Annotated in this window: 17 protein-coding genes; 13 read left to right on the forward strand and 4 right to left on the reverse strand. The window is 68.1% G+C overall.

Annotated features, from left to right (window positions below; translation table 11 throughout):
- Positions 1–9: 9 nt before the first annotated feature.
- Both DR843_RS17325 and gndA read left to right on the forward strand, forming a co-directional pair.
- Positions 10–1,410 (forward strand): dihydrolipoamide acetyltransferase family protein, encoded by a 1,401-nt coding sequence (locus DR843_RS17325; protein ID WP_109687842.1) that lies wholly within the window; start codon positions 10–12, stop codon positions 1,408–1,410.
- Between the two features lie 85 nt (positions 1,411–1,495).
- A complete protein-coding gene (gndA, locus tag DR843_RS17330; RefSeq protein ID WP_109687844.1) occupies positions 1,496–2,941 on the forward strand; it encodes an NADP-dependent phosphogluconate dehydrogenase in 1,446 nt (481 codons plus the stop codon).
- A 1-nt stretch (position 2,942) separates the two neighbouring features.
- Here gndA and DR843_RS17335 read toward each other — a convergent pair whose 3' ends face one another.
- The 3 genes from DR843_RS17335 to DR843_RS17345 all read right to left on the reverse strand — a co-directional run bounded on the left by DR843_RS17335 (position 2,943) and on the right by DR843_RS17345 (position 7,112).
- The gene (locus DR843_RS17335; protein ID WP_109687845.1) at positions 2,943–4,589 is read right to left on the reverse strand and encodes an MDR family MFS transporter; all 1,647 of its coding nucleotides are present in this window, start codon (positions 4,587–4,589) and stop codon (positions 2,943–2,945) included.
- Positions 4,590–4,649: 60 nt separating this feature from the next.
- A complete protein-coding gene (locus DR843_RS17340) occupies positions 4,650–5,537 on the reverse strand; it encodes a maleylpyruvate isomerase family mycothiol-dependent enzyme (protein WP_109689141.1) in 888 nt (295 codons plus the stop codon).
- A 108-nt stretch (positions 5,538–5,645) separates the two neighbouring features.
- Positions 5,646–7,112, reverse strand: a complete 1,467-nt coding sequence (locus DR843_RS17345; protein WP_109687847.1) for a phosphatase PAP2 family protein — start codon at positions 7,110–7,112, stop codon at positions 5,646–5,648.
- A 124-nt stretch (positions 7,113–7,236) separates the two neighbouring features.
- On the opposite strand from DR843_RS17345, the gene DR843_RS17350 reads away from it, so the two are divergent.
- From DR843_RS17350 to DR843_RS17385, 8 genes are all read left to right on the forward strand, one after another.
- The gene (locus DR843_RS17350; RefSeq protein WP_109687849.1) at positions 7,237–9,201 is read left to right on the forward strand and encodes a bifunctional copper resistance protein CopD/cytochrome c oxidase assembly protein; all 1,965 of its coding nucleotides are present in this window, start codon (positions 7,237–7,239) and stop codon (positions 9,199–9,201) included.
- Positions 9,198–9,986: a carbon-nitrogen family hydrolase gene (locus tag DR843_RS17355; RefSeq protein WP_109687851.1), complete on the forward strand. Its 789-nt coding sequence runs from the start codon at positions 9,198–9,200 to the stop codon at positions 9,984–9,986. Before DR843_RS17350 ends, DR843_RS17355 begins: the two co-directional genes overlap by 4 nt.
- Complete coding sequence (locus DR843_RS17360; RefSeq protein WP_109687853.1) at positions 9,983–10,873, forward strand: MBL fold metallo-hydrolase; 891 nt, start codon at positions 9,983–9,985, stop codon at positions 10,871–10,873. The genes DR843_RS17355 and DR843_RS17360 overlap by 4 nt, the downstream gene beginning before the upstream one ends.
- A gap of 52 nt (positions 10,874–10,925) precedes the next feature.
- Positions 10,926–11,129, forward strand: a complete 204-nt coding sequence (locus DR843_RS17365; protein ID WP_109687854.1) for an antitoxin MazE-like protein — start codon at positions 10,926–10,928, stop codon at positions 11,127–11,129.
- A complete protein-coding gene (locus DR843_RS17370) occupies positions 11,126–11,452 on the forward strand; it encodes a type II toxin-antitoxin system PemK/MazF family toxin (protein ID WP_109687856.1) in 327 nt (108 codons plus the stop codon). Before DR843_RS17365 ends, DR843_RS17370 begins: the two co-directional genes overlap by 4 nt.
- Positions 11,453–11,489: 37 nt before the next feature.
- Positions 11,490–11,978 carry a DinB family protein gene (locus tag DR843_RS17375; protein WP_109687859.1) on the forward strand — a complete coding sequence of 163 codons (489 nt, stop codon included), beginning with the start codon at positions 11,490–11,492 and terminating at the stop codon, positions 11,976–11,978.
- A 180-nt stretch (positions 11,979–12,158) separates the two neighbouring features.
- Positions 12,159–12,383 (forward strand): tautomerase family protein, encoded by a 225-nt coding sequence (locus DR843_RS17380; protein WP_109687861.1) that lies wholly within the window; start codon positions 12,159–12,161, stop codon positions 12,381–12,383.
- 35 nt (positions 12,384–12,418) lie between these two features.
- Positions 12,419–14,044 carry a LuxR family transcriptional regulator gene (locus tag DR843_RS17385; RefSeq protein ID WP_109687863.1) on the forward strand — a complete coding sequence of 542 codons (1,626 nt, stop codon included), beginning with the start codon at positions 12,419–12,421 and terminating at the stop codon, positions 14,042–14,044.
- On the opposite strand, the gene DR843_RS17390 is transcribed toward DR843_RS17385, so the two are convergent.
- Entirely contained in the window at positions 14,017–15,219 is a 1,203-nt protein-coding gene (locus DR843_RS17390) for an MFS transporter (protein ID WP_146202620.1), read from the reverse strand. The two genes, DR843_RS17385 and DR843_RS17390, sit on opposite strands and share 28 nt — an antisense overlap.
- Before the next feature lie 146 nt (positions 15,220–15,365).
- On the opposite strand from DR843_RS17390, the gene DR843_RS17395 reads away from it, so the two are divergent.
- The 3 genes from DR843_RS17395 to DR843_RS17405 are packed head-to-tail and all read left to right on the forward strand — an operon-like array spanning position 15,366 to position 18,002.
- Entirely contained in the window at positions 15,366–15,968 is a 603-nt protein-coding gene (locus DR843_RS17395) for a hypothetical protein (RefSeq protein ID WP_146202621.1), read from the forward strand.
- A gap of 21 nt (positions 15,969–15,989) precedes the next feature.
- On the forward strand, positions 15,990–16,190 hold the full coding sequence (locus DR843_RS17400) for a hypothetical protein (protein WP_109687867.1): 201 nt from the start codon (positions 15,990–15,992) through the stop codon (positions 16,188–16,190).
- A 27-nt stretch (positions 16,191–16,217) separates the two neighbouring features.
- On the forward strand, positions 16,218–18,002 hold the full coding sequence (locus DR843_RS17405; RefSeq protein ID WP_109687869.1) for an NHL domain-containing thioredoxin family protein: 1,785 nt from the start codon (positions 16,218–16,220) through the stop codon (positions 18,000–18,002).

Below are 18,002 nucleotides of genomic sequence, written 5' to 3' on the forward strand. Positions count from 1 at the left end.
GTTCTTGGGATGTCTATTCAGCAGTTCACGCTGCCCGACCCCGGTGAGGGGCTGCCCGATGCGGAGATCGCGACCTGGAAGGTGCAGGTCGGCGACACCGTCAAGGTCAACGACGTCGTGGTCGAGATCGAGACCGCCAAGTCGCTGGTCGAGTTGCCGATCCCGTGGGAGGGCACGATCACGCAGTTGCTGGTCGCCGAGGGCGACACCGTCGATGTGGGTACGCCGATCATCGCCGTCGAGGTGAACGACGGGGTGGTCTCGGAAGACCCTGGTCCTGCGACCCCGGCTGCTGCCCCCGAACCTGCGGTGGTCTCCGAGCAGGTCGCCGCCGCGTTCGAACCGGACCCGCCGACGACTGCTGTCGAGGACGGCAGTGGGCCCAACCTCGTGGGTTACGGCGCGCCAGCGGCGGCCACAGCCCGTCGACCCCGCGCTACCCCCGACTTTCGCAGCGCAACTCACGCATCGGCGGCCCCGGCGGGTGAGGTGCGCTTCAAAAGTGGCGGCGAGAGTGCTGCCGGACCGGTGCTGGCCAAGCCGGCCACCCGCGGACTGGCCAAGGAGCACGGGATCGATCTGCACGACGTACCGGCATCAGGTGAGGGCGGGATCGTCACCGACGAGGACGTCCGGGCGCTCATCGGCGGCCCTGCGCGCGGCACGGTGACGCCCACCACCGCACCGGCAGGGGAGCGGGAGACCAGGGTCCCGGTCAAGGGCGTCCGCAAGGTGACGGCCGAAGCGATGGTGACCTCGGCCTTCACTGCGCCGCACGTCACCGAGTTCGTCACCGTCGATGCCACCGCGACCATGGAGTTGGTCGACCGGTTGAGCAGCGACCGCGAGTTCCAGGGTGTGCGGGTCAGCCCATTGCTGGTGATCGCGAAGGCGCTGTGCATCGCGGTCCGTCGCAACCCGGGGATGAACGCGTTCTGGGACGAAGCTGCGCAGGAGATCGTCACCAAGCACTACGTCAACCTCGGCATCGCGGCCGCGACGCCTCGCGGTCTGATCGTGCCCAACATCAAGGACGCCGACCGGATGACGATGCGCGAACTCGGCGCTGCACTGGGCGAACTCGTCGACACCGCCCGCGCGGGCAAGACGCAACCGCGCGACCAGGCCGGTGGCACGATCACCATCACCAACGTGGGCGTCTTCGGGATCGACAGCGGCACCCCGATCATCAACCCGGGTGAGTCGGCGATCGTCTGCCTCGGTGCGATCCGGCGGATGCCGTGGGTGGTCACCGGCGACGACGGGACCGAGCGGATCGAACCACGCTGGGTCACCCAACTCGGCTGCTCCTTCGACCACCGGCTCATCGACGGCGAGCTCGGATCGAAGTTCCTGGCCGACCTTGCGGCGCTGGTGCAGGACCCGGGCAAGGCACTCGTCTGGGGGTGACCCCCATCGGGGTGCTCAACCCGGACCTGCTGCCTACGCTGGCGGCAGGTCCGGGTCGCCCGCGCCCGGCCGGGAAGTGACTGCGATGAGCAACAAGACCGGTACGGCGAACATCGGTGTGGTCGGCATGGCCGTGATGGGCTCGAACCTGGCCCGCAACCTTGCCTCCCGTGAGGGGAACACGGTCGCCGTGTACAACCGCACCTACGCCAAGACGCAGAAGCTGATCGCGCAGCACGGCGACCTCGGCTTCGTGGAGTCGGAGAAGATCGAGGACTTCGTCGACTCCCTCACCAAGCCCCGCACGGCGATCATCATGGTCCAGGCCGGCGCCGGCACCGATGCGGTGATCGAGGAACTCGCCGGCCTCATGGAGCCCGGCGACATCATCGTCGACGGTGGCAACTCCAACTTCCAGGACACGATCACGCGGGAAAAGGCCCTGCGGGAGAAGGGACTTCATTTCGTCGGCACCGGGATCTCCGGCGGCGAGGAAGGGGCGTTGCACGGACCCTCGATCATGCCCGGCGGGTCCGACGAATCCTGGGAGACCCTCGGGCCGATTCTGCGCTCGATCGCCGCCGTCGCCGAGGGCGAACCGTGCGTCACGCACGTCGGACACGACGGCGCCGGGCACTTCGTGAAAATGGTGCACAACGGCATCGAGTACGCCGATATGCAACTGATCGCCGAGTCCTACGACTTGCTGCGGCGGGCTGGCGGATTGTCCGTCCCGCAGATCGCCGAGGTCTTCAAAACCTGGAACGAAGGCGACCTCGAGTCCTACTTGATCGAGATCACCGCCGACATCCTCACCCAGCAGGACCCCGACGGCGACGGCCCGCTGGTCGACAAGATCCTCGACCACGCCGGATCCAAAGGCACCGGCGTGTGGACCGCGCAGAACGCCGTTGGACTGGGCATCCCCGTGTCGGGGATCGGTGAGGCCGTCTTCGCCCGCGCCGTGTCCGACAAGGGTGAGCAGCGGGACGCCGTTCGCAAGACCATCACCCAGCGCCCCGAGAAGGTGAGCGTCCCGGACAGCTTCGCGGACGACGTACGGGCAGCGTTGTATTCCTCCAAGGTGGTCGCCTATGCGCAGGGGTTCGACCTGATCTCAGCAGGCGCGGCGCAGTACGACTGGGACATCGACCGCGGCGCGATCGCCAAGATCTGGCGCGGCGGCTGCATCATCCGGGCGCGGTTCCTCAACCGGATCACCCAGGCCTATGACCGCGACCCGCAACTGGTCTCGCTGCTGGCCGACTCCTACTTCGCCGACGCTGTCGCCCAAGGGCAGGCGGCCTGGCGGCGGATCGTCGGGATAGCGGCTGCGAGCGGCGTACCCGCCCCCGGCTTCTCCTCAGCCCTGGCCTATTACGACGCACTCGGGTCGGAGCGGTTGCCGGCCAGTTTGATCCAGGCTCAGCGCGACTACTTCGGCGCGCACACCTACCAGCGCACCGACAAGCCGGGCACCTTCCACGTGGACTGGTCCGGCGACCGGTCCGAGACGAAGGTGAAGGACTGACTCAGCCGAGGGCTTCGGCAGCAGCGGCGGCCTCCTGGGCCGGGGACTGCGAGCGCAACGTGACTTTCGGCATCAGCAGCGTCACCAGGAAGCCCAGCACCATGACGCACGCGGCGCACAGGAAGATCAGGTCGATCGAGTCGGAGAAGCCGACCTTGAACGGGTGCGCGATGACGTCGGCCATCTTGTTGATGATGGCCGAGTTGTTCTGCACCTGCGCCAGGACGCTCTGGTCACCCTCGACGACTGCCTTGTTCAACGGGTTGTCCAGGATCGACGGGTCGGCCTTGACGGCCTGCTGAATACCGGGTGCGGCCACCTTGAAGGCGTCCGCGATCTTGTCGCCCACCGTGCTGAAGAGGATCGACAGGAAGATCGCCACACCCATCGTGCCGCCGACCTGCCGGAAGAACGTCGCGGCGCTGGTGGCAACGCCGATCTCCTGGGGCGGGACCGCGTTCTGCACGATGATCGTCAGCGGCTGCATACAGTTACCGATGCCGATTCCGACGATGAACATGAAGATCATCACCAGCCACAGGTGGCTGTCGGCAGAGATCCAGTGCAGCAGGAACAGGCCGATCGCCGCGATCGCGGTGCCAATGATCGGGAACGGTCGCACCCGCCCGGTGCGCGCGGTCAACTGACCGGAGGTGATCGCAGCGATCATCATGCCGGCGACCATCGGCAGCATCTCGAAGCCGGACACCATCGGCGAGGCGCCGTGCACGATCTGCAGGTACAGCGGCAACACGGTGATGCCGCCGAACATTGCCATACCGACGATCACGCTGGCCACGATGGTGACCGACGCGGCGCGAATCTTGAACAGCCGCAACGGGATCAGTGCGTCGTCAGCCATCTTCCACTCGGCGAAGACGAACGCGGCCAAGCCGAGGATGCCGATGGCGTACGCCGTGAGCGACTTGCCCGAGCCCCATCCCCATTCGCGGCCCTGCTCCGCCACCGTCAGCAACGGCACGAGACCGATCACCAGGGTGATGGCACCCCACCAGTCGATGCGCGCTTCGCGGCGGAAGGCGGGAATCTGCAGCGTCCGTGAGATGACCACCAGGGCGAAGATGCCGATCGGGACGTTGACCATGAAGACCCAGCGCCATCCGGTCAGACCCAGGATAGTGGGAGCGCCGGCGAACAGACCACCGATGACGGGCCCGAGCACCGAGGACGTGGCGAAGGTGGCCATGAAGTACCCGGTGTACTTGGCGCGCTCCCGCGGCGGCACCAGGTCGCCGATGATGGCCAACACCAGCGTGAACAGACCACCGGCGCCGAGGCCCTGGAAGGCGCGGAACGCGGCCAGCATGTACATCGACTGGGCGAACGCGCACAGGAACGAGCCCAGGATGAAGATCGTGATCGCGAAGAGGAAGAGCTTCTTGCGGCCGTAGAGGTCGCCGAGCTTGCCGTAGATCGGGGTCGTGATCGTCGAGGTGATCAGGTAGGCCGTGGTCACCCAGGCCTGCGCGGACAGACCGTTCAGGTCATCGGCGATCGTCCGGATGGCGGTGGCGACGATCGTCTGATCGAGCGCCCCCAGGAACATACCGAGCATCAGGCCGGCGAGGATGGCCTTGATGTGGGCGGGTGATCCGTGATCTGCGGGGGCGGCGCTCTCAGACTTCATTGACACCCGATGAGTTTAGAACCGGCGGCTGCCTCCGTCTAATCGGTTGGGTGGTCCGCGTCACGGAGTGATCGTCAGGGCGTCCAGCGCTCGGCGCGCGATCTCCTCATCGCCCTGCACGCCGTACCTCAATTGGTCGGTGGGGACCCGGCCGGCGCCCCGACGGGTCAGCGCGGACGTCGACAACTGGATGGACACGGTCGTGCCAGGTGGCAGCGGGATGATCTCGCCGGTCACCTGGTCGACGTCGTCCACGTGCGTGGTGCCGGAGAAGAGGCGCTCGCCGAACGGTTTGTCGCCCTCGCCCGGTACGACGCGAACCCCCTCGCGGGCCAGCACGGGCCCGGACACGTCCAGGATCACCGACGTTCCTACCGGCACCTCGGCGCGGCGGGCGAGATTCTTGGGGAACGCGTCCAGCACCCAGGTGCTGAAGATCGCCGCCCCGCCGGAGTCCAGGTTGCCCGGCCAGTTCACGGCCTGGCGCAGATCCTGCTCGTGCACCCACATGTCGGCGATCCGTCCCTCGAGCAGCACCCGCAGCGGGCGTGGCCCGAGCGGACCCATCACTTCGGCGTCGGGGTCCACGGTGGTGTCCCGCAGCTGACGCATCCGTTTGGCGTAGAGCCGCTTCCATTCCTCCACGACATCGTGGCCGGACTTCTTACGCCGGGCCTCGACGCCACGCTCCATGAAACGCTTCGTGTCGGAGGTCACCCAGGGGTAATCAGGGACTTCGACCTCCTCCTCGACGCCACCGGCGACGAGGTTCTCCAGGGCCACGATGTGCGAGATCTGGTCCTTCACGGTCCAACCCGGGCACTGGGTCGGTTTGTCGAACTCATCGGCCTTGCACATGGCCCCGATGTCGAGGATCGCCTGCCCGGTGGAGGCGTAGGCCTCGATCAAGCCGGGCAGGTCAGTCGGCGGCGGGGGATTCGTCGGCATGACCTCCAACATACTGAGACGGCGGGGTGGTCCGTTCCATCCCGGGTGGTGGAACGACGGGAGACGTCGAAACGCCCGCCAACCAGCAGCGGGCGTCTCGACGTGCGATCAGAAGACCGTCGGTTGACCGCCGGTCCACAGGACCAGGACGTTGCCACCCGGCAGCTTCTTCACCGTCGCGGACATCGCCGCGGCGAGGTTGAGCCGTTGCCAGGACGCCGGAACCGCGGAGTCGTCGTTGTGCGCTGCGGTGGTGTCCAGCGGATTACCGGCGAACCCCTCGGTCTGGGCGAGGATCTGCCGCCGCTGGCTGTCGGTCAGCGTGGGGAAGCTCGACAGCAGCAGGCTTTCGGCTCCCGTGGGCACCGACGCCCACTGGCACCACGACGTCGTCGGCGCGAAACCGTAGTTGAGGCGCTCGGTGTAGACCGACAGCGCGGAGCGGCGATTGGTCACGATCTGCGCGGAGCCGCCGGGGATGCGCTTGCCGCCGTAGGGATTGTCGGTGTACGGCTGGTCAGCGGCGATGCACTTGGCCAGGGTGTTGATGTGCAACACCGACTGGCACTGTGCCGTCAGATACTGGGTGAGTTCTGCCTGAGCGGGCTGCAGCACGCCGGCTCGGAACGCCGGGTCGCCCCAGCGCGCGGACAGCGCGATCTCACCGTTGATGCGACCACCGATGATGTCCAGCGGGTAGTGCACACCCAGCACGATCCGGTTGTTACCCGCCTCCGAGGCCCGTGCCAGGATTGACGGCGCCAACTGCGGTAGCAGGGTCGCCAGGGTGATGCCCGCCTCGTACGCCGTGGTCGTGTGGCCGCTGGGGAAGGCCCCGCCGGTGCAGATGCCCGGTTGCCCGTACGCCGCGTCAAGACTGACGTCGCTCGTCGCGAACTCGTGGGTCGTGTCGACCGTCGCCGGCACGCGGGTGATCTTCAAACCACCGGCACCGTCCGACCACGGTTTGCCCGCTCGGATGGCCGACAGCGAGGAAGCGTTCACCACGCTGGGGGCACAGCCGGCTGCGTCGCCCGTGGCTGCAGGGGCGCTCGCGGAACCCGGCAGGTAGGGGCGCGGGTAGGAGAAGGTGGCCTTCGCCGTACCGGTGGAGATGTAGGCACCCGTCGTCCCGGTCGAGGAGTTGATCAGCGCGCTGGCCAGTGGCAGCGCGCCGGTCTCGCGGCCCTTCACGTAGAACGCGCCGAGGGAACTGCCCAGGCCGTCGGCGATCGTGAGCGACTGGTCGTAGCCGGTGCCGTCGGAGTTCAGGTACGCCGCGTTCTGCAGGGCCCGGAACTGCTGGCTCTTGGTGGCGTTCTGGTTGATCCAACTGGCCAGGCGGTCGTTCCATTGCAGGGTCCGGCTGTCCAGCACGGTGCCGTGCAGGTCGTTGACCCCGCTGGACTGCCACAGCGTGTTGAAGCCGGACAGGGCCGGCAGGATGTCCGGTTTGGTGTCGCTGGGGTAGGTGCCGGCGGCGGCCAGTCCGGTGCTGGTGAACAGCAGCCCGGTGGCCAGCAGGCTGGTCCCCGCCAGCAGCCGCCGGGAGCGGGTGGAGAAAGCAACGCGCATGGAGGTTCCTTTCAGGGTCCGCCGTGGCGGATCCACGGCGGGGCGGGGGAACAATAGGCAGGCAAAGTGACGCGGAGGGGACGTGCGGGTGAACCGCCGTCGCCGCGGTCCTTACCCTGGGTGCATGGCCGGTTCGCAGCGCAGCACCTGGCGGATCGGCGTACCCGCACTCGCTCTGGGTGTCCTGCTCGCGGTGACGGCGATCGCCCTGGCGTACGCCGGGGGTGCCGCGCCGCTGGAGTTGGGGGATCCGGGCGCCGTGGTGCGCTGGGGGCTGCCGCTGCTGCATGCGGTGCAGGACGGCGCGCTCGCGGTGACCTTCGGGGCCTTCCTGCTCGGCGGCCTCCTGGTGCCCGAGAGCGCCACCTCCCAGCGGCGTCGGTTCCTGGCACGCGTGGGTGCCTGGTCGGCAACCGTCTGGTTCCTGGTCGCCGTGGTCGGCATCGTCTTCGCGTACGCCGATGTGGCCGGGGTTCCGCTCGGCACGTCCGGTCTGCTGGCGAGTGCCTGGACGACGACCTGGCAACTGGAAGTGCTGCGGGCACCCGCGATCAGCGCCCTGATCGCGCTGGGCGTGGCGGTGTGCGCGTGGCTGCGGCCGGGCCGCAACGGGCAGGCGTGGCTGTTCTTCATCACCGGCTTCGCCATCCTGCCGTTGGCGCTGGTCGGTCACTCTGCGACCAGCAACGACCATGAGACCGGTGTGAACTCCCTTGCCGGACATATCGTTTCGGCGGCATTGTGGGCAGGTGGCCTGTTCGCGCTCGGGCTGGTGTGGTCGCGACTGGGCAAATCCGCCTCCGACGTCGTGGCGCGCTTCTCCAAGATCGCGACCTGGTGCTACGTCATCGTCGGCATCTCGGGTGTGGTGCTGGCGGTCAACCGGTTGGGTTCGTGGTCGAGTCTTGGCACGGCGTACGGCGTCGAGTTGATCCTCAAGGCGGCCCTGCTGGCCGGTCTCGGCGTGTTGGGCTATCTGCAGCGCCAGCGGGTCGTGGCCCGGCTGGATGAGCCCACGGCGGGTCTCTTCGCCCGGCTCGCTGCGATCGAAGTCCTCGCGATGGCAGCGGCGTTCGGGCTGGGCAACGCGCTGGCCCGCTCCGCCCCGCCCTCGGGCACCGTCGAGAACGCCGACACGGTCACCTCGATCACCGGTTACCCGGCGCCGCCCGCTCCCACCGCCGCGAACTGGTTCACCCAGTGGCGCTTCGACTGGCTCTTCACCCCGCTGGCCATCATCGCGATCGGCGTCTACCTGGTGTGGATGTGGCGGTTGCACCGTCGCGGTGACCACTGGTCGGTGCTGCGCACGATCAGCTGGGTGATCGGTTGGTTGCTGTTCATCTTCTTCGTCAGCGGGCCCCCAGCGGTCTACGGGCGGGTGATGTTCTCCGCGCACATGCTGCAGCACATGGCGATCTCGATGCTGGCACCGGTCTTCATGGTGCAGGGTGCGGTCGTGACGCTCGCGTTGCGGGCGCTACCCAAACGGCCGGATCGCACGCTGGGCCCACGCGAGCTGATCCTGGCAATCGTGCACTCGCGCTACGTCGGCTTCTTCGCGAACCCGATCGTGGCGGCGCTGCTGTTCATCAGCACGTTGATCGCTTTCTACTACACGCCGTGGTTCGAACTGTCGCTGCGCACGCACACCGGCCACGTGCTGATGGTCGTGCACTTCGTGCTGGTCGGCTACCTGTTCGCCTGGGCGTTCACCGGCATCGACCCCGGACCTCGCCGCTGGTCGCCGCCCGCTCGTCTCCTGGTGCTGCTGGTGGCCGTGGCCTTCCACGCCTTCTTCGGGGTGGCACTGATGACCGGGACCACGTTGCTGGCGCCGGACGTGTTCTCGGTGCTGCACCTGTCCTGGGTCACCGACCCGCTGGACGACCAGCAGCGCGGCGGCACCATTGCCTGGGGTGTGGGCGAACTGCCAACCTTGATGATGGCCTTGTTGATCGCGATGGAGTGGGCGCGCAAGGACGGCGCCGACGCGCGCCGGGCCGAGCGGCAGGCGGAGCGGGACGGTGACGCCGAGTTGAACGCGTACAACGACATGCTCGCGGCCCGTTCCAAGGGGGACCGATGACGCGCGTTGCGGTGGTCCAGTTGGCGTACGACGACGCCGAGTCGCCGCCGGACCGTCTCGAGCGCGTGACGTCACTGGTCACCTCGCTCGAGGGTCACGACCTGATCATCCTGCCCGAGTTGTGGTACGCCGGTGGGTTCAGTTACCGGCAATGGCCCGACTATGCGCAGCCCCTGGATGGTCCTGTCGCCCAACAATTTTCGGCGCTCGCGGCGTCGTTGGGTTGTGTGCTGCACGGTGGGTCCATCGTGGAACGCGGTCCGATGGGGCCGGAGGGCAAGGACCTGTGGAACACCTCGCTGGTGTTCGGGCCGACGGGATCGCTGCTGGCGTACTACCGCAAGATCCATCGGTTCGGTTTCGCAGTCGGCGAGCCATCGCTGATGGAGGCGGGGTCGTCGGTCGTGACTCTCCCTGTGCTGGGCGCTGTTGCGGGGTTGTCGACGTGTTATGACCTGCGGTTCCCGGAGCTCTACCGGGCCCAACTCGACGCCGGGGCAACGGTTTTCCTGGTCCCGGCCGCCTGGCCACTGGCGCGCGTTTCGCACTGGAGCGCGCTGCTGCGGGCTCGGGCCATCGAGGACCAGTGTCTCGTGATCGCGTGCAACACCGCTGGCACACACGCCAATTCGGCGATGGGCGGGCACAGTGCGGTGATCTCCGCCTCCGGTGAGGTCCTCGCCGAAGCGGGGTTGGAGGAGGAGGTCCTGTCGGTGGAGATATCGCTGGACGAGGTGGCGAAGATCCGGTCGGACTTCCCGGTGCTGCAGGACCGCCGGTTGTGAGCCTGGAGCAGGTGCTCTTCGACGACGAGCCGTTGGAGGCGCCGTGGATCCACGGCCATCGGCGCGGCGAGCCCGGCGGTCCGCTGCTGCAGGTGCGCCGCGTCGACGCGGACACCTATGTGCTGCGTCAGTCGATGTCGGTCACTGCTGAAGCGCCATTCATGTACTTGCTCATCGGCAGCCGTCGGGCGTTGCTGTTGGACACCGGCGACTCCAAGGACCCGGCCGACTGCCCGTTACGGGCGACCGTCGATCACCTGCTGGCCGAGCGGGATGTCGACCTCGTCGTCGCGCACAGTCACGGTCATTACGATCACCGCCGCGGCGACCAGCAGTTCACCGATCGGCCGCGCACCCGCATCGTGCCCATCGACGCGGAGGGCGTACAGGAGTTCTTCGGTTTCGCCGAATGGCCCTCTGAGGTGGTCGAATTCGACCTCGGCGACCGGCCGTTACTCATCACGGGCGCTCCCGGGCACGACAAGCGCTCGATCGTGGTGGTCGACCCCTCGCGGCAGATCATGTTGTCCGGCGACACGCTCTATCCGGGTCGGATCTATGTGCAGGATCTCGTGGCCTTGCAGGACACCTTCGCCCGGATGGCGACGTTGACCCGGAGCCATGACATCACCCGAATCCTCGGCGGCCACAACGAACTAGCCGCTGACAAGACCGACTTCCCGATCAAGTCCCGCTTCCATCCGGACGAGCACCCGCTGCCGCTGGAGGAGCAGTCCCTGCGCGGTGCCCTGTCCGCCAGCCACCTGGCGAAGGGCGGGGTCACCCGCGTGGCGGGCGGCGTGCACCTATGGGTCGGGCCGTGCATCGGGCCGCGGCTGGCCCACGCGCGTCGCCTCATGCGCGGGCGTCTGCGCGGCACCGCCTGAACCCGACCGGCAGCAGGAGTTGCCCGGCTCGCGTTACATGTAACATGGGGATATGGCGGTTCGCGATCGGGTGAGCGAGCACCGGCGGCGTATGCGAGAACGCGGCTACCGCCCGGTGCAAATGTGGGTGCCCGACGTGCGCACCCGCGAGTTCGGCCAGGAAGCCGCCCGCCAGGCCGCCCTCGTCGCGTCTGACCCGACCGACGACACGCTTGATTTCCTGGAGGAGGTCGGGGCCGACTGGGGTGAGGAATGAAGCGCGGCGAGTTGTGGACCGTCGCGGGCGGTGTCTACGCAGCAAACCCGCGCCCAGCGTTGCTCTTGCAGGACGATGTATTTGCCGCCACCGACTCGGTGACGGTCGCCCCGCTCACGTCCACCCTGATCGATGCACCGCTCCTTCGCATCCTGGTTTCTGCGACCGACCTGACCGGCCTTGAGCGCGACAGCGCGGTGATGGTCGACAAGGTCACCACAGTGCGTCGCACCAACGTCCACCACCGTCTCGGCCGGCTCAGCACGGAGAACCTCGTCGAGGTGGAGCGCGCTCTGCTGGTGTTCCTCGGGTTGGCCCGGTGAGCCCTCTACGTCGGAGCGCCCAGGTAGCGTCGGCCAGATGAGTGAAAAAGACCTTCTCGTACGTCGATTGGCCGGCCAACGCAGGCACGTCCTGGACCAGGTGGAGGGGCTGAGCGACGAACAGTTGCGGGCCGCCGTACTGCCATCGGGTTGGTCCATCCTCGGGCTGCTCCGGCACCTGACGCTGTCCGACGAGCGGTACTGGTTCGAGGTGATCGTCGCCGGAGGTCCGCTGGACTTCTGGCCCGAGGACGAGACCTCGGAGTGGCAGGTCGGCCCCGACGAGCCCGCGCAACGGGTCATCGACGACTACCGGGCAGCGATCGCCAACTCCGAGGCGATCGTCGCGGCCCGATCGCTGGACGACCCGCCGGCGACCACGGAGGAGTGGTGGGCTGGGGCCGGGATGTCCTTGCCCGACCTGCGCTCGATCATGGTGCACGTGCTGGTCGAAACCGCCAACCACGCCGGACATCTGGATGCGGTCCGCGAGATCCTGGACGGCAAGCAGTACATCGTGCTCTGAGAGCGCCGGCCTTGTGCCGACCGCACACCAGCGGGATGCTGGCCTCGAGTGGCCCGGACGGGCCATGCGTTCCCCTGGCTCAGGATGGCCCGCCATGTCGAAGCGCACCCTCGTCGCCGACGTGGATGGTGGGGATACCGGCACCGAGGTGGTGCCGACCACCACGAAAGGAACGCCGTCATGCCACTCATCGAAGTCAGCGTCATCCAGGACGTCTTCACCCCGCAGCAGAAGCAGGAGATCATCGGCCGACTCACCGAGGCCATGGTCCAGGTGGAGGGCGAGAACATGCGTCCGGTCACCTGGTGCGTGGTTCGCGAGGTCGCCAGCGGGGACTGGGGGATCGCCGGCAACCCCCTCAGCACCGCCGATGTCAAAGCCCTGGCCGCCGGCGCCGGCGTCTAACGCGGCCCACGTGCTTCCCCGACGGGTTGTCGACCATGACTGACGGGGTCGTGGTCGACAACCTTGTCGCGGCAGCAGAGTCCGCGCTCCGCGCCGGTCGATGGCACGAGGCGCGAGAGGCGTTCCTTGCCGTCATCGAGATCACCGACGATCCCGCCGCCTACGACGGGTTGGCCCAGGTCGCCTGGTGGTTGGACGACGCCGATGCCGCACTCGGCGCGCGGGAGGCGGCCTACCGGGGGTACCGCGAGGCCGCTGATCTGCGGGCGGCCGCTCGGGCCGCGTCGAGTCTCGGCTACGACTCAGTCCTCTTCGGCCGCGGGCTCGCGGTGGGTCGGGGCTGGCTGGCCCGAGCCGACGATCTGCTGCGGGAGACGCCCGCCGCCGTGGAGGTCGGGTGGCTCGAATTGCGCCGCGCCGAACTGATCCTCAACGCCGAGCACGATCCGCGAGCGGGGCTGGTGCACGCGCAGGCGGCGCATCGGATCGGCCGGGATTCCGGTGCGACGGACCTGGACCTCGCGGGCCAGGCGCTCGCTGGTTTGGCGAAGGTTCACCTCGGCGACGTCGACGCAGGAATGGCGATGCTGGATGGCACCGCGGCTGCAGCAACCGCGGGTGACCTGGACGATCTGATGTGGACCGGTAAGTCGTTGTGCTGGCTGATCTCGGCCTGCCAGGCCGCAGGAGATCTGAGTCGGGCGGCGTCGTGGTGCGATCGGGTCACCGATCTGAGCGTCCGGCGGGAGCTGGCGCCGCTGTTCACTGCCTGCCGCACCCAGTACGCGTCGGTGCTGCTGGCCCAGGGGCAATGCGCGGAAGCCGAGGACGTCCTGGCCGATCTGGTGCAGCGGACCAGCCAGTCGCGCCGGATTTCGGGGCTGGATGTCGTGACCCAACTCGGTGAACTGCGCCGTCGACAGGGCCGCTACGACGAGGCGGAGGCGCTGCTGGCCCGGGCCGAGTTCGAGACCGAGTCGACCATCGCCCGGGCGCGGCTGCGGCTCGATCGCGGTGAACCCGAACCAGCCTGGGAACTGGTCGCACGGCTCCTGACGACGGTGGCCAGCGACCAACAGCTGGCTCGCGCACGGGTGCTGTCCGTGGCGGTCCCGACGGCGATGGCGGTGGACCAGAAGCAGGACGCCACGAAGTACGCCGATGAACTGTGCAGCATCGCGGGGGCCGTCCCCACCGATTCCCTGCACGCTGCAGCTGCGGCCGCGGCAGCCTGGGTGACCGATGGCCGCGAACGAGTCGATCGGTGGACCGACGCGGTGCGGCACGCCGCCCGCGCCGGATTGCGCTTCGACGAAGCGGACTACCGCCTGGAGTTGGCCAGCGCCCACGCGGCCACCGGCTCCCTCGAGGCGTCCCGCGACCAGGCGCGGCGAGCCGCCGAATTGCTCGTCGCTGTGCCCACCTCTCCGGGGTACCGGCGTGCGTGCCATCTCGCGGGCTCGGGCGCCTCTCCGCTCACCGCCCGTCAGCAGCAGGTCCTGCAGCTTCTGGCGCAGGGCATGTCCAACGATCAGATCGCTCGCGCGCTGGTGCTGAGTCCGCACACCGTGCACCGGCACGTGGCGAACATCTTCCAGGCCCTGGGGGTCGGCTCCCGCGCAGCGGCTGCCGCCTACGCGGTGCGCAGCGGACTGCTCTGATCGGCCCGGCGGTGCAGCCGCTCACCGAGGGCCACCAGCAGCAATTGCGCCACGGCCACCGCGACGCCGAGCCAGCAGACAGCCACCCAGCCGCCGCTGGCCGCGACCCGGGTCGAGACCAGTGAGCCGATCGCGCCGCCGGCGAAATAGCTGGTCATGTAGGCGGCATTGACCCGCGCCCGACCTTCCTGCGAGATCGCGTAGATCTGGGTCTGGTTGGTCACCTGCATGCCCTGCACACCCGCGTCCAGCACCACGATCCCCACGACCAGCGCCGCCAAGGATGCTTTGCCGAGCGCGAGCGCCAACCACGAAACGACCAGCAGTCCGGTGAAGATCACGGTCAGGCGCAGGGCCCGCCCGCGATCGGCGTACCTTCCGGCTAGTTGCGCAGCGAGCGCCCCGGCCACCCCGATCAGACCGAAGAGGCCGATGACGCCCTCGGAGTAGTGGTACGGCGCCCCGGCCAGCAACCCGGTCAGGGCCGTCCACAGGACGCTGAACTGGAAGAACGTCAGTGCGCCGTACGCCATCCGGCGGCGCAGCACCGGCTCGGTGCGGATGAAGTGGCCGATGGAGAGCATCAGGGCGCCGTACGTCGATCGCTGGGTCGGGCGGGACTGCGGCAGTCCGCGCCACAGGGCCAGGGTCACCGCCAACATGGCCACTGCGGCGATCCAGTAGACGCTGCGCCAGCCGCCGACTTCCGCCAGGAGGCCGGCGACGGTACGGGCCAGCAGGATGCCCAGCAGCAGTCCGCTCATCACGATCCCGACTACGGTGCCTTGCTCCTGCGGTTCGGCCAGGGTCGCCGCCAGCGGGACGAGCACCTGCGCGACCACGGTGAGCACACCCAGCAGGATCGAGGCGGCGAAGAGCCAGGGCGCGTTCTGGGCGGTGGCGGTCAGGACCAGCGCGCCGACGCAGGCCAGCGACAGACCGACGATCAATCCGCGACGCTCGATCAGGTCCCCCAGCGGCAGCACGAAGAGCAGGCCGAGGGCGTAGCCGATCTGGGTCATGGTGACCAAGGCGCCGGCGCTCGCGGCGCTGATCCCCAGGTCGCCGCTGATCAACTCCAGCAACGGCTGGCAGTAGTAGAGGTTGGCCACCGAGATGCCCGTTGCCACGGCCATCAGCAGGACGACGGCGCGGGATAGGCGGGGCTGGGTCACCGCCCAATCATTGCAAGGCAATGCGTGTGAGCTTCAGGTGACCTTTGGTGAACCAGCAGGTGGGGCCCGGAATCCCCTGTTAGACTCCTGGAGGCCGACAGGCGACCCCCCGCCCGTCGACGGAATGAGACGAAGGCGGACAACCCGTGACCCAGCAGCGTCCCCCCGACACCGCGGATCGGCGAGTTTCCCGGCGCACATTGGCCAAGGGCGCGGCCTGGACGACCCCCGTCCTCTTGGTGGGCGTGGTGGCACCCCCTGCGTCGGCCAGCCCTCAGCCCGGCCTACAGGGCTGGGTAGACGTCGGCAAATCGTGCAATGCGTCCTTCGCCATGACGCTGACCATCGACGGGACCGGCTCCTATCCCGACCGCGGGCTCTGGGTCTACAACGCACAGCCGGCCCAGATCAGCAACGCCTACATCACCTTCTACTACCCGAGCGGCCTCGGCACGATCGCGTGGACGGCTGCTTCCGGGAACTCCAACTGGTCGGTCCCAGCGGTCGACGCCACGGCGCCTGTGATCGCGGGCTACACGGCCTACACCACCCGCTACTCCGGGACATGGACCTACCACGCGACCGGCACCGACGGCCCCTACAGCACCGCTGATGGTGATCCAAAGTTCACTGCGACCGTAGCGGGGGCAGGAACGTACTGCCGCAATGGCGTCAGCGTCTACGCCCGGCGCACCGTCACCGTCAACGGCACGGTCTATACGTTCCTGCGCGGCCCCGTGTCCCTCTGATCCCCACGATTGGCAACTGCGATGTCCACTGACCCGACCAGCAGCTCCACCCCGGCCACGAGCGATGCGTCCTCGGCGACGACGTCGACCGAGCCGTCCACGCCGTCGTCGCCGTCCACCACCGAGCCACCGACGACCGACTCGGCGACGACTGCACCGCAGGATCCCACCCAGACCGAGGTACCGGCTGAGATCTGGGCGGTCGGCTCCGCCGTCATTTAGCTTTTCACCGGAGCGGACAATGGCGGCATGGTCCTCAAGCTCCGTGCTCCCGAACTCATCGGTCGTGGCTGGCTGAACACCGGCGGTCGTTCGCTGTCCCTGGCGCAGTTGCGCGGAAAGATCGTCGTCCTGGACTTCTGGACCTTCTGCTGTGTCAACTGCCTGCACGTCCTGGACGAGTTGCGTCCTGTGGAGGAGAAGTACGCCGATGAGCTGGTCCTGATCGGCGTGCATTCACCCAAGTTCGCGCACGAAGCCGACCCGGATGCACTGGTCGCCGCCGTCGAGCGGTACGGCGTGCACCACCCCGTCCTGGACGACCCCGATCTGACGACCTGGCAGGCCTACACCGCCCGCGCGTGGCCGACCCTCGTGGTCATCGACCCGGAAGGCGCCATCGTCGCCTCGATGTCCGGCGAAGGGCACGCGGGCGGCCTGACTGATCTGATCGAAGAGCTCATCGTCGAGCATCGAGCCAAAGGTACGCTGCGGCAGGGTGATTCGCCGTACGTTGCGCCAGCCCCCACCAACACCCCACTGCGGTTCCCCGGCAAGATCGTCGCGCACCCTGACGGCTCGTTCCTCGTCTCGGACACGGCCCACCACGAGGTGGTGTGGTTCGAACCCGACGTGCTCACTGAGCGGGCCCGGTTCGGCGGATTCAACGAACCGCAAGGACTGCTGGTGCTCCCCGCCGAGGTTGCCGCCCGCGTCGGATACGACGTGGTCGTCGCGGACAGCGTCCATCACCAGATCCGGTCAATCCGCTTGTCCGACGGTCACATCCAGATTCTTGCGGGCACCGGCGAGCAACTGCGCGAGCGTTCCGGAGGCGGCGCCGCACTGAAACAACCGTTGTCGACGCCGTGGGATGTGACCTGGTGGATCGATCGGGTCGTGATCGCGATGGCCGGCACCCACCAGCTGTGGGCACTACACCTCGCGACCGAGCCCGAGGACAACACCGTCGCCGTGCTGGCCGGTACGTCCGCCGAGGGCATCCGCGACGGTCTGGCCCACGACGCCTGGCTGGCGCAACCCTCCGGACTCGCGACCGCGGCGGATGGGAGTCGGGTCTGGATCGCCGACGCGGAGACCTCGGCACTGCGCTCCCTCACCCTGTCCGATGACGGGTTCGTCCTGAGCACCCATGTGGGACAGGGCCTGTTCGACTTCGGCCACGTCGACGGGCCTGCTCAACAAGCCCTGTTGCAGCACCCGTTGGGTGTCACCGAGTTGCCGGACGGCAGCGTGGCGATCGCCGACACCTACAACGGTGCGATTCGACGGTACGACCCTGCCAGCGGCGAAGTCAGCACGCTCGCAACGGGTTTGGCTGAGCCGAGCGACGTCCTCTTCGCCGACCAGCTGCTCGTGGTGGAGTCGGGCGCTCACCGGGTGGTCGCCGTACCTGTTCCGAAGGACGCTCAGCGGCTGGTAGGTGAAGCGCACACCACGACGCGACCAGCGACGCCCCTTGCGTCAGGTGCGGTCAGGTTGACCATCGCCTTCACCCCACCGCGGGGGCAGAAGCTCGATTACCGGTACGGCGATCCGACCCAACTCATGGTGTCGGCGACTCCCGAGGCCCTCCTGCGAGGCGGTGGCGGCACTGGTGAAGGTCTGAGTCGCGAACTCGTGCTCGACCCCGCGGTCGGCGACGGCACGCTACACATCTCGGTGCGGGCGGCCGCCTGCGACGGGGACAGTGAACACGCGGCCTGCCATCTGTACCAACAGGATTGGGGGATCCCGGTGGTGCTCGACGACACCGCTGCCGCGGAGTTGCGACTGGACCTGCGCGGGGTGTGA

It is taken from the genome of Branchiibius hedensis, assembly GCF_900108585.1.
In the GTDB taxonomy this organism is placed as follows: Bacteria; Actinomycetota; Actinomycetes; order Actinomycetales; family Dermatophilaceae; genus Branchiibius; species Branchiibius hedensis.